Annotated in this window: 17 protein-coding genes; 4 read left to right on the top strand and 13 right to left on the bottom strand. The window is 58.2% G+C overall.

All coding sequences use genetic code 11. The annotated features are described in order from the left end of the window. Positions 1-39 precede the first annotated feature (39 nt). From OBACDRAFT_RS18605 to OBACDRAFT_RS18555, 11 genes are all read right to left on the bottom strand, one after another. Complete coding sequence (locus OBACDRAFT_RS18605; protein ID WP_052362239.1) at positions 40-1,053, bottom strand: hypothetical protein; 1,014 nt, start codon at positions 1,051-1,053, stop codon at positions 40-42. Next, positions 1,050-1,493, bottom strand: coding sequence for a hypothetical protein (locus tag OBACDRAFT_RS18600; RefSeq protein ID WP_052362238.1), 444 nt, complete (start codon positions 1,491-1,493; stop codon positions 1,050-1,052). The genes OBACDRAFT_RS18605 and OBACDRAFT_RS18600 overlap by 4 nt, the downstream gene beginning before the upstream one ends. Before the next feature lie 623 nt (positions 1,494-2,116). Beyond that, complete coding sequence (locus OBACDRAFT_RS18595) at positions 2,117-3,001, bottom strand: PEP-CTERM sorting domain-containing protein (protein ID WP_043588212.1); 885 nt, start codon at positions 2,999-3,001, stop codon at positions 2,117-2,119. Positions 3,002-3,677: 676 nt separating this feature from the next. Continuing rightward, complete coding sequence (locus tag OBACDRAFT_RS18590) at positions 3,678-4,703, bottom strand: hypothetical protein (RefSeq protein ID WP_157837182.1); 1,026 nt, start codon at positions 4,701-4,703, stop codon at positions 3,678-3,680. Between the two features lie 56 nt (positions 4,704-4,759). Further along, positions 4,760-5,212, bottom strand: coding sequence for a hypothetical protein (locus OBACDRAFT_RS18585; protein ID WP_052362236.1), 453 nt, complete (start codon positions 5,210-5,212; stop codon positions 4,760-4,762). A gap of 712 nt (positions 5,213-5,924) precedes the next feature. Beyond that, a complete protein-coding gene (locus OBACDRAFT_RS18580) occupies positions 5,925-6,149 on the bottom strand; it encodes a hypothetical protein (protein WP_043588210.1) in 225 nt (74 codons plus the stop codon). Between the two features lie 634 nt (positions 6,150-6,783). Beyond that, the gene (locus OBACDRAFT_RS18575; RefSeq protein ID WP_043588208.1) at positions 6,784-7,422 is read right to left on the bottom strand and encodes a putative globular PEP-CTERM protein; all 639 of its coding nucleotides are present in this window, start codon (positions 7,420-7,422) and stop codon (positions 6,784-6,786) included. Positions 7,423-7,511: 89 nt separating this feature from the next. Further along, the gene (locus OBACDRAFT_RS18570) at positions 7,512-11,204 is read right to left on the bottom strand and encodes an InlB B-repeat-containing protein (RefSeq protein WP_081722191.1); all 3,693 of its coding nucleotides are present in this window, start codon (positions 11,202-11,204) and stop codon (positions 7,512-7,514) included. Positions 11,205-11,717: 513 nt separating this feature from the next. Then, entirely contained in the window at positions 11,718-11,900 is a 183-nt protein-coding gene (locus tag OBACDRAFT_RS28505; RefSeq protein ID WP_157837181.1) for a hypothetical protein, read from the bottom strand. A 95-nt stretch (positions 11,901-11,995) separates the two neighbouring features. Then, positions 11,996-12,664 carry a hypothetical protein gene (locus OBACDRAFT_RS18565; protein ID WP_043588204.1) on the bottom strand — a complete coding sequence of 223 codons (669 nt, stop codon included), beginning with the start codon at positions 12,662-12,664 and terminating at the stop codon, positions 11,996-11,998. Positions 12,665-14,517: 1,853 nt separating this feature from the next. Further along, on the bottom strand, positions 14,518-15,138 hold the full coding sequence (locus OBACDRAFT_RS18555; protein ID WP_125069302.1) for a hypothetical protein: 621 nt from the start codon (positions 15,136-15,138) through the stop codon (positions 14,518-14,520). 503 nt (positions 15,139-15,641) lie between these two features. Between OBACDRAFT_RS18555 and OBACDRAFT_RS18545 the strand changes: the two genes are divergently transcribed. After that, positions 15,642-16,547, top strand: coding sequence for a sensor histidine kinase (locus OBACDRAFT_RS18545; protein WP_157837180.1), 906 nt, complete (start codon positions 15,642-15,644; stop codon positions 16,545-16,547). A gap of 5 nt (positions 16,548-16,552) precedes the next feature. Next, positions 16,553-17,296 (top strand): LytR/AlgR family response regulator transcription factor, encoded by a 744-nt coding sequence (locus OBACDRAFT_RS18540; RefSeq protein ID WP_043588195.1) that lies wholly within the window; start codon positions 16,553-16,555, stop codon positions 17,294-17,296. Between the two features lie 9 nt (positions 17,297-17,305). On the opposite strand, the gene OBACDRAFT_RS18535 is transcribed toward OBACDRAFT_RS18540, so the two are convergent. Both OBACDRAFT_RS18535 and OBACDRAFT_RS18530 read right to left on the bottom strand, forming a co-directional pair. Continuing rightward, on the bottom strand, positions 17,306-19,759 hold the full coding sequence (locus OBACDRAFT_RS18535) for a DNA topoisomerase 3 (RefSeq protein WP_043588193.1): 2,454 nt from the start codon (positions 19,757-19,759) through the stop codon (positions 17,306-17,308). A gap of 5 nt (positions 19,760-19,764) precedes the next feature. Next, a complete protein-coding gene (locus tag OBACDRAFT_RS18530) occupies positions 19,765-21,087 on the bottom strand; it encodes a type II secretion system F family protein (RefSeq protein ID WP_043588191.1) in 1,323 nt (440 codons plus the stop codon). Positions 21,088-21,230: 143 nt separating this feature from the next. On the opposite strand from OBACDRAFT_RS18530, the gene murJ reads away from it, so the two are divergent. Both murJ and OBACDRAFT_RS28500 read left to right on the top strand, forming a co-directional pair. Beyond that, entirely contained in the window at positions 21,231-22,925 is a 1,695-nt protein-coding gene (murJ, locus tag OBACDRAFT_RS18525; RefSeq protein ID WP_043588231.1) for a murein biosynthesis integral membrane protein MurJ, read from the top strand. Between the two features lie 160 nt (positions 22,926-23,085). After that, on the top strand, positions 23,086-23,283 hold the full coding sequence (locus OBACDRAFT_RS28500; protein WP_157837179.1) for a hypothetical protein: 198 nt from the start codon (positions 23,086-23,088) through the stop codon (positions 23,281-23,283). Positions 23,284-23,390 lie beyond the last annotated feature (107 nt).

The raw sequence follows: 23,390 nt of genomic DNA, 5'->3' as shown, positions 1-23,390 counted from the left end.
AGCCTCTCCGCGCCCCCGCGCCTCCGCGTGAGACCACTCCTACCCCTCCCAAAACTCCAGCGGCGTCTTCCCGTTATTCCTGTAACCCTGCAACGCATACTCACGGTTGTAGTGCTCCAGCCACTGCGCAAAGTGCTCGCGCAACTGCTCCAACCGACGCGCACCCCCTCCCACCGCCTCCGGCTTGCTCCCTTCCCTCCACTCGCCCGGCAGCAATCCACGGCTCAGACGCAACGGCAGCAACCACTCGCTCCTCAACGCCTGTTTGAACCTCACCATGCTCCCGTTCATCGTCGGTCGATCCACCGGAATCACCTGATACTCTATCCCATGCAAGTCCAGATACACCCTGTAAACATGCTCACCCTCCGATCCCCAAAAAACCCTCTGCCGGTTCGTCAACATCCGCCTCACCCTCACACCCCTCTCCTCATACCACGGCAGCACTCGCCTATCCAACAATTCCACTGCCGTCTCCGTCGTTGCATCTTCATGCAACTCCGCGAAACCCACCACCCCATACGTATCCACCACCGCATGCACATGCCACCTCTTCTTTCCCTCCACCGGCTCTATCGGAAATAACGTCTGCGTCAGCACCTCACCCGGTTCATTCCCCTCTCCCGGCCCTCCCCGCTCACCCAAGGCGGCATTCAGTTTCAACGCCCTTGCCAACATCCGCGGCCCCACCTCCAGCCCCTCCACTATCCTCCTCTCCACCTCCAGCGCCCGCTCCCTGTCTCGATGCCTCCTCACCCCATGCTTGGCCAGCGTGTTGATCACCGTCGTCCTCGAAATCACCCTCCCCAACCCCCTCTCCAACCCAGCACAGATTTCCTCAAAACTCAGCTTCTCCGGCCTCTTCGCCATCTCCACCATCAGCGCCGCCACCTCCGGCTCCATCGGCATCGCCCTCTTTCCCCGACGACGCCTCCTCTTCATCAACTCCACCTTCGTCATCCTCTTGTGCAACTCCATCCGCTCCCGCACCGCCTTCTGCCACCCCTGCCTCGCCTCCGCTTTATCGTACCCTGTTGTTGTCGTTGTTTTCATGGTAATTGGATTTCGCATGGAGCGGCAACTTGCTCCCCCGCTCCCAACAGCGCCTGAATTCTCGCCTCCCTGTCGCGCTCCACCTCGAACGTCTGCTGCAACAACTCCCGCAAACGCCCCCTCGAAATTCTCAACCTCAACAAGTTCCGCCAAAAACCATCTTCAGGCGATAGATAATTATATCTCATCATCACCATCCCATACCCCCGCATACTCCGCAACTTTCCCGCCGACGCCACCAAATCAATATCCACCCTGAAAAAATCCGGCTCCATCCATACGATCAACGGATACAGCACCCGCGCCATCACATACAACGACTCCTTGAACACCACCTTCACGAACACCCTTTCAGAGATGCCCCTTTGCTCGCAATAAAGCTCCCTGAACGACTTCCCCCTGGGAGTGCCGGGCTGCTGGTGTGATGACACGGTTTTCATTTCAGCTATCAGTAAGGCCGCATTTCTCGCCACGGCGCGACGGACGCAACGGCTGAGAGGCAGGGAGAAGTCTCACGCAGAGGCAGAAAAAATCTCACGCAGAGACGCAGAGAACGCAGAGCCGGAAAAATACAATATTTGTAATGTTTATTTATAATTATTTTCTCTGCGCCTCTGCGACTCTGCGTGAGATTCTCTCTGCCTCTCAGCATTGCGCCCGTTGCGCCGTAGCGTGAAACTCTGCCTTTATTAGCGTCCATTAGCGTCTATTCGCGGTTGGTTTGTTGGATTAAAAAAACACAATAAAGGGTGGTTCCGGAAATTGCACAGAAGGGAACGAAGATAACGAAGACAAAGACAGGAGAAGGAAATGTATGTTAATTTATTCATTCTAAATCGGTTTATTTTGTCTCACGCAGAGACGCAGAGAACGCAGAGCCGGAAAAATACAATGTTTGTAATTTTTATTTATAATTATTTTCTCTGCGACTCTGCGACTCTGCGTGAGATTTTCTCTGCCTCTCAGCGTGGCGTCCGTTGCGCCGTGGCGAGAAACCCTGCCTTTATTCGCGTCTCTGCGTGATCTCATAAACCTTGTGATAAATTGAACCGACAATGCTCTATCAGGCGCCGCGACTGCGGCGGATGATTGCCCACGCCAGCATCGCCAGACCGGCGAGGGCGGCATACGTGGCAGGCTCGGGCACGGAGGGACCAGAGTACGGCACGATGAGGGCCGAGAGGGTAATGTCATACGTGCCGTAGTTATAGTTGAGTTCATACACCCCGCCATCGTAGGCGAACTCCCATGTGTCGCTGTCTATCTCGCTCAGGGTTTGCTCCACGCCACCGACCTTCAGCGTCTGCCAGTGACCGGCGTTGAAAGTATTGCTGTCGATCAGCACCAGCCTGTCGTTCTGCTGGAGGTTTTCCAGCGAGAGCAGATTAAGCGTGCCGCCGTCCAATTCGGTCCTGTTCGCGGTGATGAGCGCAGCACCCTGGCTGCGCCAGCCGGTCAGATCGAGCGTGAGGATGCCTTCCGCATTTTGCTGAAAGTAATCGGAGGCATGCAGGCTGGATGACTCCAGCAAGGAAAGTGTCCCTCCGCCATATTCGCTGACATGGATAATATCCGTATTCAGCACGGACCCGGAGTAGAGCGTGGCAGTGCCACCCGCAAAGGTGTGCAGGCCGTGGGCGGTCATCGTCGAGGCATGCAGTTCCAGACCGCCACCCACGCCAAGGCAGGCATCCGGTACCATGAGGACAGTGACGTTCAGTCCAGTCATAACGGCGGTGCCCCCGACCCAAGCGGGGATGTCCGCGTTGTCTTGACTGGCGTCAGGCACGCCACCGTTCCAGTAGTTGGGATCGGACCAGTCGCCGCGGCCACTATAATTCCACTGGGTATAGGCTCCGGCAGGGGTGGAAACAGACAGCGCCAGCACGAGGATGGGCAACACCCGCAATAGCAGGCTGCCGTAGTTGTTTTTTGATTTTGTGTTCATGGGTAAATCTTTGATTTTTTAATTCATTGAAAAAAGGACAGTAAGGCCGCATTTCTCGCCACGGCGCGACGGACGCAACGCTGAGAGGCAAAGAGAAGTCTCACGCAGAGGCAGAAAGAATCTCACGCAGAGACGCAGAGAACGCAGAGCCGGAAAAATACAATGTTTGTAATGTTTATCTATAATTATTTTCTCTGCGCCTCTGCGACTCTGCGTGAGATTTTCTTTGCCTCTCAGCGTTGCGCCCGTTGCGCCGTAGCGTGAAACTCTGCCTTTATTAGCGTCCATTCGCGTCCATTCGCGGTTGGTTTGTTGGATTAAAAAACACAATAAAGGGTGGTTCCGGAAATTGCACAGAAGGAAACGAAGATAACGAAGACAAAGACAGGAGAAGGAAATGTATGTTAATTTATTCATTCTAAATCGGTTTATTTTGTCTCACGCAGAGACGCAGAGAACGCAGAGCCGGAAAAATACAATGCTTGTAATGTTTATTTATAATTATTTTCTCTGCGCCTCTGCGACTCTGCGTGAGATTTTCTCTGCCTCTCAGCATTGCGCCCGTTGCGCCGTAGCGTGAAACTCTGCCTTTATTAGCGTCCATTAGCGTCTATTAGCGGTTGGTTTGTCTGCTTCGTTTGTTTCTCTGCGTCCCCGCGCCTCCGCGTGAGACCACTCACCCCTCCCAAAAATCCATCGGCGTTTTCCCCTCATTGCGGTACCCGTGCAACAGATACTCGCGGTTGTAGTAATCCAGCCACTGCGCCAGATACTCGCGCAACCTCTCCAACCGACGCGCAAAACCCCCCGGTGTATTCGGCTTGCGACCCTGCCTCGACTGGCCCGGCGGCACTCCACGGTTCAGACGCAACGGCAGCAACCATTCGCTCGTGAACACCTGCTTGAACCTCGCCATGCTCCCGTTCATCGACGGACGCCCCACCGGGATCACCTGCTGCTCTATCCCATGCAAATCCAAATACACCCCATACACATGCTCACCCTCACACCCGCTAAAAACCTGCAGTCGGCTCGTCTCCATCCTCCTCACCCTCACACCCCGCTCCTCATACCACGGCAGCACTCGCTTATCCAAAAAACTCACCGCCGTCTCCGTCGTCGCATCCTCATACAATTCGGCGAAACCCAGCACCCCATACGTATCCACCACCGCATGCACCTGCAACTTTCCCTCCCCCGCTACAGGCTCCACGGGAAAAATCGTCTGCGTCAGCACCTCTCCCGGTTCCCTGCCCTCTCCCGGCCCCCCCCGCTCGCACAATACAGGATTAAGCTTCAACGCCTTCGCCAACGTGCGTGGTGCCAACACCTCCCCCTCCAAAATACGCTCCTCCATCGCCAGCGTCCGCTTCATGTCACAATACCCCCTCACCCCATGCCTCGTCAGAATGTTCACCACCGTCGCTGTCGAAAGCTCCCTCCCAAACCTCCTCGTCAACTCGTCCCGGATTTCCTTGAACTTTATCTTCTTCGGCCTTGCCGCCAGTTTCACCGCCAGCGCCGCCACCTCCGGCTCCACCGGCATCGCTGCCCCCCCACGCCAATGCCTCTCCTTCTCCTCCCTCTTCTTGAGCATCGCCATCCTCTTCCTCACCGCCCCCATCCAGTCCTTCTCCGGCGCTTCCGGCGCTTCCGGTGCGGCGGTGACCGCTCCTGTTCCTTCATTGTTTGTGGTTCTCATTGGGTTTTGTTCAGTCTTATCGGAGCGGCGACATTCCTGCCTCTGCTCCATCTGCGTCAGCCTACCTCCCCATCCTCGCCGGAAGACCTCCGGGTTTTTTGGGCCGCAAGGCTCACCACCGTTTCGCTCCACTCTCCGCCAAATCCCACATTCACATTAAACAATTCGGGATACAGCGTGCGCCGCATCAGACGCTGCAACCGGCTCACCGAAATCCTCAAATCCAGCAGGCCCCTCCAAAGCCCCCGGTGCCCCGGATGACACAACAACCTCGCCACCTCCACCCCAAAACCCCTCATGCTCCGCAGTTCCCCCGCCGACTCCACCAACTCCAAATCCGCCTCGAAGTAGTCGGGCGACATCCGCACGATCAGCGGATACAACACCCGCGCCGTCGGGTGCAACGATTCCAGCAACACATGCCGGGCGAAATCCCCTCTCGGGATTTCCCTCTGTTCGCAATAAAGCTCCTCAAACGTCCGCCTCGGCTTGGAATGGAAATGGGTCATCGTTGTATTCTTATACTAGGGAGAATAAATACATTTTTAACCGCGAATGGACGCGAATAGACGCGAATAAAAACATAATAAAGGGTGGTTCCGGAAATTGCACAGAAGGCAACGAAGATAACGAAGATAAAGACAGGGAGTATAATTTGATTTAATTTATTTATTTTCAATAGGTCGTTAAAAACAAAAGTTCCATTTCAATTGGTTGTCTTTGTTTTCTTCGTTACCTTCTGTGCAATTTTTAGAACCATCTGTTTTCTCTGCGCCTCTGCGTCTCTGCGTGAGATTCTTTCTGCCTCTCAGCGTTGCGCTCGTTGCGCCGTAGCGGGAAACTCTGCCTTTATTAGCGTCCATTCGCGTTCATTAGCGTCCATTAGCGGTTGGTTTGTTGGATTGAAAAACACAATAAAGGGTGGTTCCGGAAATTGCACAGAAGATAACCAAGAAAACGAAGATAAAGACAGGGAGTATAATTTGATTTAATTTATTTATTTTCAATAGGTCGTTAAAAACAAAAGCTCCATTTCAATTGGTTGTCTTCGTTTTCTTCGTTACCTTCTGTGCAATTTTTAGAACCATCTGTTTTCTCTGCGCCTCTGCGTGAGATTTTTTTTGCCTCTCAGCGTTGCGCTCGTTGCGCCGCAGCGGAAAACTCTGCCTTTATTAGCGTCCATTAGCGTTCATTAGCGGTTGGTTTGTTGGATTGTAAAAATTAACGTAGTTCGTCTTTGATGATTTGGTATCCACTAAAAGTGATGCGGCGGCGCTCGCCGCTCGGTAGAATGATATTGAAGGTGTTTTTGGCTCCAAACGGCGCACGGAACACCAGCGCATAGGGATGGCGTTCTGTTATTATATTCGCCTCCTTCTTGTATCCTGATGAGGCACAGCCGAACGCGACAAGCACCGGCAGGATTATCAGCAAAAATTTGTTCATCGGATATACGATCAGAAATGTCTCACGCGGAGACGCGGAGGCGCGGAGAAAAATATTGGAGGGCGGGTCTCCTGACCCGCCAGACGCGGCGCAAGCCGCGCTCATCCGGAATCGGAAGGGCGGCGTTGCACGCCGTCGGCGGGTCGGGAGACCCGCCCTCCAATGATTAAAAGGACGGGGAACGATTTGCCAGTTTCAGGACTCGAAGGTTCAATAAACAACACAAGAACAACCCTCGTCAGTCATTACACGCCAGCAAGCCCCGCCCCCCGTCCAGTATTTCGAGGGATGCGGTTTATTTTGAGTCGGGCGAGACGCGGTGCATCCTCCGAAAAGTTTGAAAGAACATTGGAGGGCGGGGGTTTATTTCCACCAAACCCCGCCCTCCGCTATCATCTATCGCCAAGGAACCACGAGAGGCACAGAGAGCAGGGAACCCTTCTCTAATTTTTCATTATGTATTTACTACTGCGACCCGGCTCTCCGTTGCCTCCGTGGCTAATTTCTCTAAGGAGGGCGGGTCTCCCGACCCGCCGACGGTGCGAAGCACCGCCCTTCCGTTTTTTTTCGGATGGGCGCGGCTTGCGCCGCGTCTGGCGGGGATTGGCAATAAAAACCCGCCCTCCGTTACCAATCACCGACGACGGCGCACGGCGACGTAGGCGAGGACCGCCAGACCGGCCAGCGCGGCATACGTCGAGGGCTCCGGCACGGAACTATTGACGGTGTACCACGTAAGGTCACTGCCCTGATGGGTTGACGTGCTTCCGGTAATACGTCCCGTCGCACCGGCTTGTTGCTGGTAGGTGTATTCGCCATATGTGAACTCGTCACTGCCGCTGATCAGGGTCTGCCACCGGCCCGCAACACTCCCGTTATCATACAGGTCATGCACCTGATCATAATCCAGAGATTCATTACCATATTTGAATACCCGAATATGGACATCAAATATCTCGGACGAATCCAGCCAGACCGAACCCAGATTGGTTGGCACTGCGTACAACCCATAGGAATCACTGGGCCACGTATCCGACAATTCCCCAGCTCCGACAAGGGCATAATCTCCCTGGTTATTATTGCTCAGCCATACGGTGACGATATAACCATCCGCACCCATCACATAGTCGCCATTCGCCAGCTTGAGCGGATTGGTCGTTGTTGCATAGTCATCCGTATTGGTGAACGTCGGATTGGACCCCACGTTTGTCTGCGCCTGCACGGAGGTCAGGCCAAGGGCCAGAAGCCCAGTTAGTATCAATGCTTTTTTCATAATGTTGTTATATATTGTTTGTTTTCATTCCTCCCCCCTCCATGAGATTTTCCTGCTAGGGGGGGGAGAGATTGTTCGTTTATGGCACGTTACTCCAGCGTTACATTCGTCGAGTCCTCGACGACATTGAGTCTTGGCTCCCAAGTCTGATTGGCGTTATGTTTGACCTCAAACCCTTCGCCGATGTGGATCGTGGTGGGGGCATTGCCCTCCTGCCAGCGTCCGCCTCCGGCTGCTACGTAGGTGTTCGTTCCCAGCAGGCCATCACTACGCCAAGTAGCTACCGTATCACCAAAGACCGGACTGATTCCCAACGCCACGGTGGTCGCTGTAATCGGCAGGGATGTGCCCACGGTTTGGACTTGTCCGCTGCTCAGCGAATAGGTGACGGACTGGGTCGGCACAATCCCGACAAATGCCTTGGCCGCAGCGGCGGCTCCGGCATTGCGGACTTCCGCCACGCTCCCCACTGGGAAATCCAGCGAGCCGATTGTCCAGCGTCCTCCTCCGGCTGGTATCTTGGTTGTAGTGGCCGATGTTCCGTCTGGTTTGATGACGTTGATACTGGACCCGACGGCCAGATCGCTGAACAAGGCCACGGCATCGGTCACGCCTTCGGCCAGTTGATTGGCGACCAGGCGTGTCTGGGTGCCCGGCACCGTCACCTCATACCGTCCGGAGAGCACGGTGTTGTATTTGACCGTGTCGCTGGCCACGGGAGCGCCGCTGGCGTCCACCGGTTGCAGGCTGGTCGCCACGCGCCAGAAGCGGGCGGCGTCGGTCGTCGGATCGATGGCAACCGTGAAGGACAGGCCATCGGGGGCTACCGTCACCGTGTAGGTGCTCGGGTCAGCCACGCTCCACGTGCCGAGGATGTCGGTCGTCGTCACGAGGAAGATTTTTTCCTCTTCCAGTTCCTGTGCCTGCTCCGGGTCCGCCGGGTCGCTGCCGATCTCGCCGCCGATGACGATGCCGCCGGGCGTCGTGGGATCGGGGATCACCACCACCGTATCCGGATCGATTACCGGCGGGATCGTCGGCAACGGCTGCCCCACCGTGATCGTGACGCTGGCGCTCGCGGGGGTCGTGGGCAGCGTCACCGTAATGGGGTCGCTTGCCGTCGGCCCGGCCAGTGCATCGGCGAAGGCCAACAGGACGTAGATGCCAGGTTCCGTGACGGTGTAGCTCGTTCCGGTCACGTCCCTGACGCCCAAGGGCGTGCTCATTCTCAGGAAGCTGGCGCCGGTGACGCTCCAGGAGATCGTCGCAGCAGTGGCCTGCGGCTGCGCCGTCACCGTGTAGGTGTGGTCCCCGACGGCGAGGCCGGTGAGCGAGCGGTTGCCGCTGGCGGAGGTCGAGCTGAGGCCGGGGCCGCTCACGGTGACCGGGCCGGCGTGGGTCGTGCTCCAGGTGATCGTGGAGGCGAGCGGCGCGGTGCCTTGGTCGGGCGTGGCGGTGATCGTGGCGGTGGGCGCAGCCGGGTTGGCCACCGTGAAGCTGTCGATGCTGGCGGGCGCGACGACCGTGATCGTGGTGCTGGCGCTCGCGGGGCCGGGCAGGACCACCGTGACGGGGTCGCTGGTGACCGAGCCGCCGGCATTGGTGGCCTCCAAGGTGTAGCTGCCGGGCTCCGTCGTGGTATAGCTTTCCACACCCGTCACGTCCACGGGGCCTGATGGCGTCAGCAGCGTAAGAGAGGCGACGTCACCGGCCACGCTCCAGTTGAGTATCGCGTAGGGCGCTGTGTCGGCTGTCACCGTGTAGGTGTGGCTGCCTGCCGTGAGACCGCTCACGGCCTGGTTGCCGCTGGCAGCGGCCGAGTCGAGGCCCGGGCCGCTCACGGTGACCGAGGCGGCGTTGCCGGTGCTCCAAGTGATCGTGGAGGCGAGCGGCGCGGTGCCGCTGGCCGGACTGGCGCTGATCGTGGCCGTCGGGACCGGCGGGTTGTCCACCATGAAGCTGCCGATGCTGGGGGGTACCAGCGTCCAGTGCGCGGTCAGCGTGAGCCCATCGGTCACGAGTGTGTCGAAGTCGTAAACGGTCACTCCGTCTTCGTTGTACCAATCGACGAAGGTGTAACCGTCCTTGGTCGGGTTGGCGGGCCGCGTGGCCTTGTCTCCGTGGTTCACCGTCTGGCTGGCCACCTCGGAGCCGCCATCCGAATCGAAATCCACGCTGTAGTAGCTCAGCCTCCAGTGCGCGGTGAGCGTGAGCGCACCGGTCACGGGCGTGTCGAAGTCATAGACGTCCGCTCCGTTATACCAATCGACGAAGGTGTATCCCGGCAGGGACGGCCAGAGGGGCTCCGTGACCGTCGCTCCGTGGCTCACCGTCTGAGGGGGCACGGAGGAGCCGCCAGTCGAGTCGAACGTCACGGTGTATTGGACAGGAGGGACGGTCGGCACGATCAGCCACGAGGCGATGTTAGTCGCCAACGTCGCGTTGTCGGCGATCTTGCCGGTGTCGGTCAGCGCCGTGTAGTCGAGCAGCAGCAGGATGTTATGGTTGTCCCCCCACACGGTGAGGGTGTTATCGGAACTCACCGCCACGCCAGTGCCGGCGGGATCGAGTTTGTAGGCGCTGGGGCCAAACGTGATCGACGAGACGCCGTTGATGAGCGCGGCGGGCGCGCTTGAGACGACGCTCTGCGAGGTACTGGCGGTATAGCCCAGTGCGCCGCCGCCGAGCAGGTCTCGGAGCTGGGGAGCCAAGTTGGCAAACGTTCTGATGCCACCGTTGATCAGGACGGGTGTGTTCGTCGCCAGCAAGGCGTTGATCTTGGCGACCTCGGCCGTCGTATAGGTGCCGGCTGAGCTGGGGAAATTGATGATAACGCCATCAGAACTGCCGATCACGTAGCTATCCAGCGAGCCGGTGGTCAGCGTGGCAACATTTTGCAGATACCCGGTGAAAGTCGTAATATACTGACCATTCGGCGACTGGAAGTCACCAGTGCCGCCCCCAGTGCTGGTCGGCGACAGGATGGCGATGACCGGCTTGGGCACGGGAATCTTGGCAAAGTTGTAGGTGTAAGCATCATCTACGCCCATATAGACATAGCGGTAGCCATTCTTGACGATATTGCCAGTGATGGCCTCGCGCAGGGTATAACCAGCGAGGTCTCCACTCAGCGTTATGTTGTTGACAGTATTTATGTGAGTTCTATCCTGATTATAGATAGAGACCGACCGGCCGTCGGCACTCAGAAAGTAATTATACAATATATCACTGGTACCAATGCAGGAGTGGAGTGCTTCGGTTACATTCATGCCGCCAACGACGCCACCTGAGCCCATCGTCGTGCCAGAGTGATTTACGGCGCGAGCGCCGGTCATGCGAATGTAGGAATCGACGCTGCCATCCGGTTCAAGCATATATAGATAAAGGGTGGCGGTCCCTATGGCATTCGGATGGTTTTTCATGGCCTGCCCCGAATAGGAGCCTCCGGTAAAGTTGCCTGATCCCGAGATGGTTGATATCGAACTAAAATTATCTCTTTTAATGGACGAGCCGTCCATGAAATAGAAGGAATTATTGGCCATGAAATCGCTACCCAAGACAAGACCGTGCTTGGAGTTAGCTCCCAGCATGTTACCTGAATTGAGGAGATTCACGAAATCCGTGTGTGCTGTAGTCCTGGTGCTTTGCGACAGATTGCCACTAGATGCCGTGCCCGAGTATTCCAGTATCTGCACCTGCTGCGCAGTGGCAGCGGCCGCAGCGAAAGCCGCAGCGGCGACGAGGCCTCGCAAAAGGCCTGATAGTATTTTTTTTGTTTTCATTTTTTTGTGTGATAGTGAATAACGATCAAAAATTGTGGATCGCGGGTTTCAGGGAGGTTCTAAAAATTCATTTTTGCACAGAAGATAACCAAGAAAACGAAGATGAAGACAGGGAGCATAATTGGTTCTAAATTATTTATTTCTAATATTTTATTAAAAAACAAAAATTCCACTTCAATTGATTGTCTTCGTTTTCTTCGTTACCTTCTGTGCAATTTTTAGAACCTCCCTTAAGGACTCTTTTTTGGGACAGAATTAACAAAATTTGCTGAATTAACGGAATGGGTTGAGTTGGCTGAGTTGATAATTTGTTGTTGGAATGATTTCGGTTTACTTTGTCTCACGCGGAGGCGCGGAGAACGCGGAGAAATGGAAATGGAATATTTTTAATTTGTTTATACTTATAATATGAATTTTCTCTGCGTCTCTGTATCTCTGCGTGATCTCTTAAATCTTGCGAAAAATTGAATCTATAATGCTCTAAAATAATTCTGTTAATTTTGTTAATTTTGTCTAAAAAAAGTCCTGTCGCAGCAGATGCGGGCGGGACGCCCGCGCCGTGCGTAGCGCAGGCGTCCCGCCTGCCATCTTGTCTATTGCGCGAAGCGCGGTGACTTTTATGGAGTGCGGCGCTTCGCGCAGCAGGCTGGATTGCAGGCGGGACGCCTGCGCTACATCGGAATGCGGGCGTCGCAAGCGACGCCCCTACGGCGGGCGGGACGCCCGCGCCACTCTGCGTGCTTAACATCAGTTGTTCGTTGTTCATTGTTCACTGTTTCACTGCTCACTGCTCAGGGGATGGTGGCGGAGAAGATGTCGCTCCAAGGGCCTTTTTTGCCGGTGGTGTTTTCCCAGCGAAGGCAGAAGTAAACGGTCTTGCCCCGGTCGTGTGCGCTAAACTCAAGGGTGAAGGGGCTGCGAGTATCAAAACTGGAATGCGGCAAGTCCTCCGCCGCCGTGACGGGCGTGGCGCTGATGCCCCAGGCGATCTCGGCGCCTTGCTGACCGAAGGGTTTGGCGTGGTGGAGGTTGTCGGGATCAAAGAAGTGGATGATGAGGTGGGAGATCAGGGAGGTGTCCACGCGGCAGCCGGGAGCGCGGGTGGCGACGGGATGGGGAGTGTGGGTGGTCTTGGGGATGGTCAGGCCCATGTTCTCGCGGTCGGCATCGGTGACGGCCTTGTTGCCGGTCGAGAGGTTGGCTTTCACAAAATCGCGCACGGCGGTTTCGAGGGCCTTGCGGGCGGCGTTTTTGTCCGCAGTGGCGGCGGGGGTGCGGCTGGCGGGGTTGAGGGCGGTTTCGTATTTGTCTCCCCAGTTGTTGACCAAGGGGCTGAGGGCGGTGAGGTCGGCGGGCTTGACGCCGAGGCGGGCGGCGTTGCCTGCGACGTAGGAATACAGGAAGCGTATCCAGTCGTTGAAGGCGGCATCGGTGCGGGGGATGTAGTCGGCGTTGGGCATGGCAGGGGGGGAATTGGAATTAATTAATAATTATGGGAACTTCTAAAAATTACACAGAGGACACAGAGGAGGCACAGAGTTTGGGGAGGCCTGTCCGGTGGAAGGACATTTTCCTCGCGAATGAATGTCTCTGTAATTCATTTATTATAAATAAAATAATATTTTTACGGAAAAAGGAGCAAAGTCGTTTTGTCCTCCCTAAACTCTGTGCCTTCTCTGTGATCTCTGTGTGATTTCTGATTTTTAGAACCTCCCTTAAGAATTGATGATTGATGATTGATATTGTCTCACGCGGAGGCGCGGAGGGCGCGGAGAAGAAAATAACGGAACTCCGCGTCTTGTAGGTCTGCGCGGCGGGTTTCGTGCGTTTTTTGAGGGAGGATTCGGAGGATTCGTATCCTTTTCCGCAGGCTTCGTATCCTTTTCCGCAACTTGCGTATCCTTTTCCACGGGTCGCGTATCCTTTTCCGAAGGTCGCGTATCCTTTTCTGCGGGTCGTGTATCCTTTCCCGGAGCTTGCGGGGGAGGGCATGGAGGGGGTGTGGAAGGTTCCGAGGGGGGCGTAGAAGGATACAAAGGTTGCGTATCCTTTCCCGAATGGCGCGTATCCTTTCCCAAAGTTTACGTATCCTTTAACGGGAGTTGCGGGGAGGTCTCCGCAAGGCCGGGGGTGGGCTTCGGAACGGCTGGGAGAGGGGCCAGAGATTGCGGACGGGGATACGGGGTTTGCGGAAAGAGATGCGCGTGGCCGGGGGTGTCCACCGAATGGCTCGGGGCACTTGCCGAAGGTCGGCACAATCTTCCCGTCAGTAAATGCAAATTTAGTAAAATACGCAGTTAATTTGCGATTAAAACCATCAACTAAACTACTGCTTGGGGGGGGGGGGTAAGTTGCAAATTAGTAACAACTTGCGTCACTTTTTCCGAGGCGCTCGCTTCGGAATTTGTTGTGAGGCTGTAGTTGTTGATGTGCATGTGTCGCGGGTTCGAAGCGGCTGGAAAAGTAAAACGTGCGCAGACCTTAAACTAAATCGCGAGGTGCGCCTAGTCCGGTAAACGCCCTACCCCCTACCCTTTTTTGGGCAAAAGAGGGTTGCGGCGTGGATGGCGCGGTGGCAAGAGTTGCGTGATTTTGCATTGCGCCGGTGCGGAGCGAAATCGCGGAGTGCATGGTGGTAGATGTCATGTTGATCCGAATACGCAAGGAGCATGGAAAATCCATAGTGAAAAGCGAGTTTTTTATCGGAAAATTGGCTGGTATTTTTTAATGGGATGTACTCATCTCATGGATACAAGGTAGGAGGGCATTAAAAATTACGCAAGTGTTGACATAGGAAGGGCCGGAAATGGCCGGAAACACGGGGGTTTTGAGGGGCAAAAAAAAGTTGAGATTTTTTTTGAAGGAGGGGAGGGATGGACGGATTTTGGGAACGCCGAGCCTCAGTTCGGCACACACGAAGCGGGCGGGACGCCCGCGTCATAGCGTAGCGCAGGCATCCTGCCTGCAAGTCAGTCTATTGCGCGAAGCGCCGCCTTCCCAAATAACTGATGTTACGCAGTCGAAGCAAGGAGCGGCGGTCTCCAGGCCGCCGGATGGATCGGCAGCAAAACGTCGCCCGTTTGAATGATGAACTGCATGAGGCGAGGCGCGTTGCGCCTCGTCCGGCGGCCTCAACCGATCCGCCGCTCCTTGGCAAACGTCCGCGTAACATCAGTCAAATAACAAAATCAGCAAAAAGCAGAAGAGAGCACCGCGCTTCGCGCAACCTATGGATTGCAGGCGAGACGCCTGCGCTACGGGATGCACGTTGCGGGCGGGACGCCCGCGCCACTTTTTTCTGCAAATCCTCCGTTTACCTATCCTGATTGCGCCTGAATTTTGCCGTTCGGGGCGCCGTTTGGAGACGGGAGGGGAAGGGATCGCGCGATTCCATCATGGGCACTTCCCGTGTCTGCGATGTCGAGGCGGAAAGGAGGCGGTTCTTCCTCGTCAGGCATAAACCGAGGGGACGGCCAAGCATGGTCGATGTCAGCACTGGCAGCGCATACAAGAGCACCATCAGGGCACTGCCCAGGGTGCGGGCCTGAAAAAGATAACCCAACGGAGGAATGACCACGATCCCGGCCAGATAAAACAGGCTCGTGTTGCCAAAACACACCGCTGTCGCCATGGCCAGCACCACCGCGGCAACGGCGCATACCGGGGGCATGATCCCCAGCGTGATTCCCATCAGGTAGGCGACCGGAGCCAGCAGCGTTGTATCGCTGTTTTCATCACTTCTCCCCCATAACTGACAAAACACACCGATGGCCGGAATCAGCGCCATGAAGGCAAACTCGTCCCGAGTCAGGTTGTCCCCGGTGAAACACACCGCCGCGCCAAGCCAGCCTCGCGCCAGATTGATGAAAGTCGCGCGGTTCAGGAGCCGCCACCATCGCGTTTTGTTTTCCAGAATATGAGAGAGCCGGACCAAGCGGTGTTTTCTCGGTAGCAACCACCGCGACGGCATCCACAAGGCCGCCGTCGCCAGCACGCATAACAGTATCCTCATATAAAACGCATCCTTTTGTCCCCATCCCCATCCCCATCCCCGCACTCCCCGTTCCTGATATTCCCGCCCTCCTTGATTCGCTCCAGCGCCTGCCCGACCAGATCGGCTGGCGTGCAGCCCCGTTGCGAGGCCTCGATGCGAATCGCCTCCAGCACCTTGGGCGGGATGTCCGGCTCCGGTAAAGTGGGACTTCGATGTCCTGCAGGTCTTAACAGCGCGACGAGTGCATTCATGATTAGTCCGTGGCGCGAAGCCGCGAGAAGAGCGTGGAAATACATCCTTGTTTATGCCGCACTAAAAATATGACGAATGGCCATTGGCAGGGATGAACGGCCACTTTTCCAGTTTTGTAACTGTTATGCATAACAGTGATTTGCAAAATCATATCTCGCCATCACCGCGAATAATGCCCCATGATTTGCGCGATGGCAGCCGCACGCTCCGGCCTCTGCGTCCGCATCCTTCGCCGCCTGTCTCTTGTGGTCTCCAATGCTCTCCACCTTGTGGTCTCCAATGTTCTCCAGATATTATTCCATTCAACCACGCGCAGGACTCGCTTGCTGGATGCTGCCGAGAGCGCCCGCCTGCATCTGCTCCAAGTTCAGATCGGGACGCATTTTCTGGGCAACACACTGGCCAATGCCTCCGCCCTGCTCGACCACGATGTCGCCAAGGCCCGCCTGTTGCTGGCGGAACTGACCAACTACCTCGAAGGCATCCTGCTCTACACCCGGCATGACGAGGTGACGCTCGCCGACGAGATCGACACCGTGGAGAGCTATCTTGAAATCCAGCGCATCCGCCTGGGCGGCAGGCTGCACTGGTCGCTCGACATCCCCCCCGCCTTGCTCTGGCAGCCCATCATGCCCCTGCTCCTGCTCCCGCTGGTGGAGAATGCCGTGACCCACGGCATCGGACGCCAGACCGGTCCGGGCGGCATCCATCTTCGCGCCTGGTCGTTTCAGGCCCCGGACACCCGCCGCCCTTTCTTCCGCCTGCGCCGGGCGTCCCCGCCGGCCGGTGTCTGGTCGGTCGAGGTCACGGAAACGGGAAACGATGACCGGTGCATGCCCCCTCCCCCCTCCCCCCCCCCCGGTCCCTCCGCCGCAGTCCATCCGGGGCACGGCATCGCCATCGGAAACATCCGCGAACGCCTGCGTATCCGTCATGGGACTACAGCCAGACTGGACCTCGAAAAAGATCCGGACAGTGGCCGTGTCTCCTCCCGCTTGACCCTGCCCCTCGTCACAATTGATGCGCCGGAGGACCTGCCGCCGCCCCGCCGTTCCGCCCGCGCCGATTGTCCGTTCAAGCAAGCCCCTCCTCCGTGACGTCCATGAAAATCCGGGCAATCATTGCGGACGACGAACCCTATCTCGCCGCGCACCTTGCTTCCATGATCCGCGCCGCCTGGCCGGCCGTCGAGATAGCGGACGTCGTCCACGACGGACACGCGGCGGTCGAGGCCGTGGCGCGGCTCCGCCCCGATCTCGCCTTTCTCGACGTGCGCATGCCGGGTCTCAACGGCATCGAGGTGGGCTGGCGCGCCACCGGCACGCATGTGGTCTTTGTCACGGCCTACGATGAATACGCCGTTGCGGCCTTTGAGCTGGGGGCGATCGATTATCTATTGAAGCCGTTGACCGAGGAGCGGCTGACGCGGACCATCAACCGGCTCAAACCCTATTTCTGTTTTTCCTGTCCCAGACAGCGTCATCAGGCCGTCGATTTCCCCCGATTGCTGCGCGTCGTGTCGTCGGGCGGGAATGAGCATTTTTTTATCCGTCCGATGGATGTTCTCTTTTTCCAGACCGCGGGCAACTACCTGCTCGTGGAGGGCCGGGACAGGCGTGGCATGATGCGGTCCTCGCTCTCCGAACTGCGTTCGCAACTCGATCCCTGCCAGTTCGTGCAGATTCATCGCGGCACGCTGGTGAACATTGATGCCGTGGATTGTGTGCGGAGGCAGGGACATGGGGCGGTCGTGACGCTGTTCGAAAAAAACGTGGAGTTGCGCGTCAGCCGTCAGTTCGCCCACCGGATGCTCTCCCGGGCGGTGCTGGGCGATGTGCGGCAATGACCGGGCGGCTCACGTCCCAAAATCAAATTTCACCTCGCCGGCGATCACCTTGAGTTTCGCGTCGAAGGGCTTCCCGGCCTTGGAGGTGAAGCCGGCCAGGGTGTCGGTGACGCCGTCTTGCAGAAGTTTTTGCACGATGTCGGGCGTGATCTCCTTTTGCGCAATCGTCTTCCACACGACGAACCGACAGCCGTTGCGCCAGTTGGAACAACCGTAGGCTTTGACACCGGCGACGATGTCGCCGCCGCACGCCGGGCAGCGTCCGAGGGTGTCGCTCCCCTCCCCTGCTTTGTTGACCTGCTGCACGACGTCGTGCGTGAGCGCGCCTTTTTTGTCGAGGCGGAGCGTGGCGAGACAGGGGCTTTGTTTTATGACGACAGGCTGCGGGGCGAGGGTGTGTTTGTGGATGAGAATTTCGCGCGCCAACACAGGCGTAATCGTCAGGCCGAGATAGTCGCCGGGGAGCACAAACTTGCAGCCGCCGCGCCATTGCGAGCAACCGTAGCCGGTGCGTCCGCGCATGACGGGGGCGTGGCACGCGGGACAAGGACCGAGGTTGGAGAGATTGATGGTTTGCTCGGCCCGGTTTTTGAGAATCTCGCGCGTGTAGGCTTCGACCTCGCTCATGAACACACGCGGTTCGTATTCGCCGCGTTCGATCTGGCGGAGACGGTATTCCCAATCGCCAGTGAGTTCGGGAGATTTGAGGCGTTCGTCCTGCACGAGCGAAATGAGCGCGCGGCCTGAATCGGTGCTGATGAGATTTTTCTTTTTGCGCTCCACGTAGCCGCGCGTGATGAGCACTTCGATGATGGCGGCGCGCGTGGCGGGCGTGCCAACGCCTTTGTCCTTGAGCGCTTCTTTGAGGGTTTCGTCAGTCACGATTTTGCCCGCCGTTTCCATCAACTGGAGAAGACTGGCTTCGTTGAAACGCTTGGGCGCGGAAGTCTTGAATTGCGGCAGGCTCGGCTCGTGCGGGTTGCGCTCGCCTTCCTGAAAATCGGGCAACTGCTGGGCGGAATCCGCGGCGTCAGAATCTTTCGCATCGCTCTCGCCGGACTCGTTTTCGTCCGCGTCTTTTTTGGCGGCGTTCTTGCTTGCTTTTTTAGCCTTGGTGCCGGTGCCGGCGTCGTCATCGGACACGTCGCCACCATAAAGAGCCTGCCATCCGGGATCGACAAGGACGGTGCCCCGAGCGCGAAAGGGTTCGCCCGCCGACTCCGCCTCAACCGTAGTGACGGCTTTGATACAGGGTGGATAAAACACGGCGATGAGGCGCGTGAGGACCGCGTCGTAAACCTTGGCTTCGTCGCCCGTGAGGTCGCCGCCGAGGACGTTGGTCGGGATGATGGCGTGGTGGTCGGAGACTTTTTTGTCGTCGATGATGCGTTTGGAAAAGGCAAGCGCGCCTGTATCCAATTTTCCGATCTCGGCGGGTTTGAGCGCGCGCAGGCGGTCGAGCAGCGGGCCGATGGTGGGCTGGATGTCGGTGCTGAGGTAACAGCTGTCGGTGCGCGGGTAGGTGAGGTGCTTGCTTTCGTAGAGGGACTGGGCGAGGCGCAGCGTCTGGTCGGCGGTGAGGCCGTGGCGTTTGTTCATGTCGCGCTGGAGGCCGGTGAGATCGTAGAGGAGCGGCGGATGCGTGAGCGCGTTTTTCTTCGTGACGTTCTTGATGACGAGTTCGTGGCCGGTGATGCGGTCCACGATGGCCTGCGCCTCGGTCTGCACGGTGAATTTGCCAGCGGTGTGCTTGAAGGTGGCGCTGCGGCAGAGGGTGTGAACTTCCCAAAAATCCTCCGGTTTGAAGTGCTCCACGTCGAGGTCGCGTCCGACGATCATGGCGAGGATGGGCGTCTGCACGCGGCCAAGGCTGAGGAGGAGGTTGCGGCGTCCGTATTCGACGGTGAAGAAGCGGGTGGCGTTGAGGCCCACAATCCAGTCGGCTTCGCTGCGGCAGCGGGCGGCGTGGTAAAGGCGGTCGTAGTCGGAGCCGGGGGCGAGGTTTTGGAAGCCTTTTTCGATGGCTTCGTTGGTGAGGGAACTGATCCAGAGGCGGCGGACGGGTTTGGCGAGGGGGGGGGGGAGGGCTTCGCAGCCGGTCCAGGTGTAGATGTAGCGGAAAATCAATTCGCCTTCGCGTCCGGCGTCCGTGGCGCAGATGATTTCGTCGGCGTCGAGGAAGAGTTTTTTGATCGTTTCGAGTTGTGCGCGCGCGGTGCCGTCGGGGTCGGAGGCGCGGGGGCGGAGGGCAAAGTCGGCGGGGATGATGGGCAGCGTGGAGAGTCGCCACGCTTTCCACTCGGGCTTGTAGTCCTCGGGTTCCTGCAACTCGACCATGTGCCCGAAGGCCCAGGTGACGGCCCAGCCGTTGCCTTCGAGAAAACCGACGCCACGTTTGGTGGCGCCGAGGTGTTTCGCAATGTCGCGGGCGACCGAGGGTTTTTCAGCGAGGACGACTTTCAACGGCGCTAGCTGAGGCTCTGGATGATCTTAATCAGCGGCATGAACATCGCGATGACGATGGTGCCGACGATCACAGCCAGAAATACGATCATGACGGGTTCGATGATCGAGGTGACGGAGGCGACGGCGTTGTCCACTTCGTCGTCATACACGTCAGCAATACGGTTGAGCATGTCGGGGAGCGCGCCGGTTTCCTCGCCGACTTCCACCATGGAGCTGACCATGGTCGGGAAGATGCGGGTGGCTTCGAGGGGTTTTCCAACGCTGTCGCCTTCCTTCACGCGGTCGTGAACGGCGTTGAGAGCGTTGGCAACGTGAACATTGCCCGAGGTGTCGCGTGTGATGAGGAGGGCTTGCAGGATGGGAACGCCGGAGGAGAGGAGGGTGCCAAGGGTGCGGGTGAAGCGGCCCACGGAGGCTTTGAGGAAGAGGGGGCCGACGGCGGGGGTTTTGATGAGAATTTTGTCGATGAGGCTGATGCCAAATTTCGTCTTCTTGAACATTTTGAAGCCGATCCAGCCGCCGATCACGAGGATGAGCGTGATGATGAAGTGGTCTTTGACGAAATTACTGACGCCGAGCACGAGGCGGGTGATGTCGGGCAGGGGCTGGCCTTTGAGGAGTCCGTCGAAGATTTCCTGGAACTTGGGAATAACGAACACCATGAGGGCCGAGACGATGGCCACGGCCACGAAGAGAATGATGATCGGGTATGTCATGGCGGACTTCACCTTGCCCTTAATTTTCATGGCTTTTTCCATGAACTTGGCGAGGCGGTCGAGGACGGTGCCGAGCACGCCGCCGGCTTCACCGGCTTTGACCATGTTGACGTAGAGACGGTCGAATACTTTGGGGTTTTGCAGGAGTCCGTCGGAGAAGGTGCCGCCGGAGCGGATGGTTTCGGCGACGTCTTCGACGACGTTTTTGAAGGGGATGTTTTTTTCCTGCCGGGCCAGTGTTTCCAAGCTGCGGAGGATGGGCATGCCGGCGTTGATGAGGGTGGCGAGCTGGCGGGTGAAGAGGGTGAGGCCTTTTTGATTGATGATTTTGCCGATGACGAAGGCTTGTTTCTTTTTCTTCCCGCCCTGGGCCGCGCCGCCGACGTTGAGCCAGGATTTAACGTCCGCCCCGGAGCCGGCGTTGTGCTTGGTGGTCTTTTTAGGCCCCAATTTGAATGCGCCTGCATTGCCTTCACCCATGATCTGGGTCGGGAGCAAGCCCTTGGCCTTTAACTCGATGGTGGCTTGTTCGGAGCTGGCGGCTTCGATCACTCCTTTGCGGTCTTTGCCGGTCGCTGCGTCAATGGCGGTGTAGGTAAACTTGGGCATAGGGGGGAAAATGCTTCTGAAAGGCGCGAACCTTGTGACGTGCGGGAATCGCTGGCAAGCAGGGAAACTCACTGAAATCAAAGAGAATTGCGAACTGCTTTTGAGTTGGACGGCGGGCGGCGGAGCGGCGGAGAGTGCGCGCCGTGTCGCAACAGCCGCGTCAGCACCATCATCTTAAAAACATCGGAATCGTCTCCGGCGTGACCTTGGGGTCGCGTGTCCTGGGGCTCGCGCGCGACATAATCACCACCGCGGTCTTCGGCGCGAGCGCGCTCAACTCGGCCTTCGTCACGGCATTTACGCTGCCCAATCTTTTCCGCCGCCTTCTCGGCGAAGGCGCCCTGACCGCCGCGCTGGTGCCGACCCTCCACGATGAATTGAAGCGCGGCGACCGCCACAGCGCGTTGCAACTGGTCAACAAAGTCGCCAGCTGGCTGCTCGTTGTGACCGGCGGGATCGTCGTTCTGGCCATGCTCGGCATCACGATCGCTTTCACCGCCACGCATGGCGATGGCAGCGGCACGGTGGCGCATGTCGTAAACGCAAGCGGAGGGGGGGGGGGGGGACTTTGGGGATTCGCGCCCGAGACTGTCGCACGCTGGGAAACGGCGGCGGGACTGACCGTGATCCTGTTTCCGTATCTCGTGTTCGTGTGTCTGTCGGCGGCGTTCAGCGCGGCGTTGCAGACATTTGACCGATTTCTCGAACCCGCGCTCTCGCCCGTGTGGCTCAACCTCTCAATGATCGGCCTGCTCGGCGGCGCGGCCTGGCTGGGCTGGGCGCAGTCGGACATGGGTCGCATGCACTGGTTATGCGCGGGTGTGCTGGCGGGCGGATTCCTGCAAATGCTCGTGCCCGCGCTCGCCCTCATGCGCGAGGGCTGGCGACCGCGCTTCGACCTGCGACGCGACGACAACGTGCGGCAGATCATGCGCCTGATGGTCCCCACGCTCTTCGGCTCGGCAATCTATCTGATCAATATGGCGGTGTCGCGCGTCATTGGACTCTCGCTCAACGACTCCGCCGCCGCCGTGCTCAACCTCTCCACGCGTCTCATGGAGTTGCCCATCGGGGTGTTTGCGGTGGCCGTCTCAACGGTGATTTTCCCGCTCATCTCGCGTCATGCCGCCGCCGGGGACATGGCCGGACTGGCCGCGGACTATCGCAAGGGCATGCGCCTTATCCTGCTCATCAACCTGCCCGCCGCCGCCGGCATGATGGCGCTCGCGGAGCCCATCGTGCGCCTGCTGTTCCAACGCGGCGCGTTCACCGCAAGCGACTCCGCGCTGATGACACCCGTGCTCGCGGCGAGCGCGCTGGGGCTCCCGTTTTTCTCGTTCACCAACCTCGCCCTGCGCGCCTTTTACGCGCGCAAAGACACCAAAACTCCGGTGCGGGCCGCGCTATGGAGTTTTGTCGTCAATGTCGCGGCGAGCCTCGTGCTCATGCGGCTCTTCTCCACCGTCGGACTCGCCCTGGCCGGCAGCCTCGCGATCGTGGTGCAGGCGGTTTATCTGCAAACGCACCTCGCCCGTTCCAACGCCGCGCTCGCCTTCCGTCACCTGCTGCGCGACGTGCTGCGCATCACCGCCGCCAGCGCCGCAATGGGCGCGGTCGTGTGGGGATCATGGAGCGTATTGCAAGCGTGGATACGCGGTGCATGGGGAGGGGGGGGGGCACGCTGGTTCGACGTCGCGGGCGTGCTGGGGGGCGTGGCGCTGGGCGTGACGCTTTACGCATCCATTATATGGATACTCAAAATCGAGGGCCGCGAGGAACTGCGCGCATTGGTCCTGAGAAAACTGCGCCGGAAATTAACCGCGAATGGACGCGAATAGACGCGTACCGAGCGAAGGGCATTCTATCCCAAAGCCCACCTGGGTAACTGATGTTACGCGGACGCCCAAGGAGCGCCCAAGGAGCAACGGTGTCATCCTGCCGCCGATATTCCGAGTGGCGCGGGCTTTTTCTGCCAAACGCCCGCTGTAGGGGCGTCGCTTGCGACGCCCGCATTCCGATGTAGCGCAGGCGTCCCGCCTGCAATCCAGCCTGCTGCGCGAAGCGCCGCACTCCATAAAAGTCACCGCGCTTCGCGCAATAGACAAGATGGCAGGCAGGATGCCTGCGCTACGCTATGGAGCGGGCGTCCCGCCCGCTGTAGGGGCGTCGCAAGCGACGCCCGCGCACGCCATTTGAGGCTACGTCCTGCATACGCGGGCTTCGCAAGCGAAGCCCCTACACATGTGGCGCGGGCGTCCCGCCCGCTCCGTGGATTGCTCCTCGTTTGTTGGCTTGGGATAAAG

Source organism: Geminisphaera colitermitum TAV2 (assembly GCF_000171235.2).
Classification (GTDB): Bacteria; Verrucomicrobiota; Verrucomicrobiia; order Opitutales; family Opitutaceae; genus Geminisphaera; species Geminisphaera colitermitum.
This window is presented reverse-complemented; position numbering and strand designations above follow the sequence as displayed.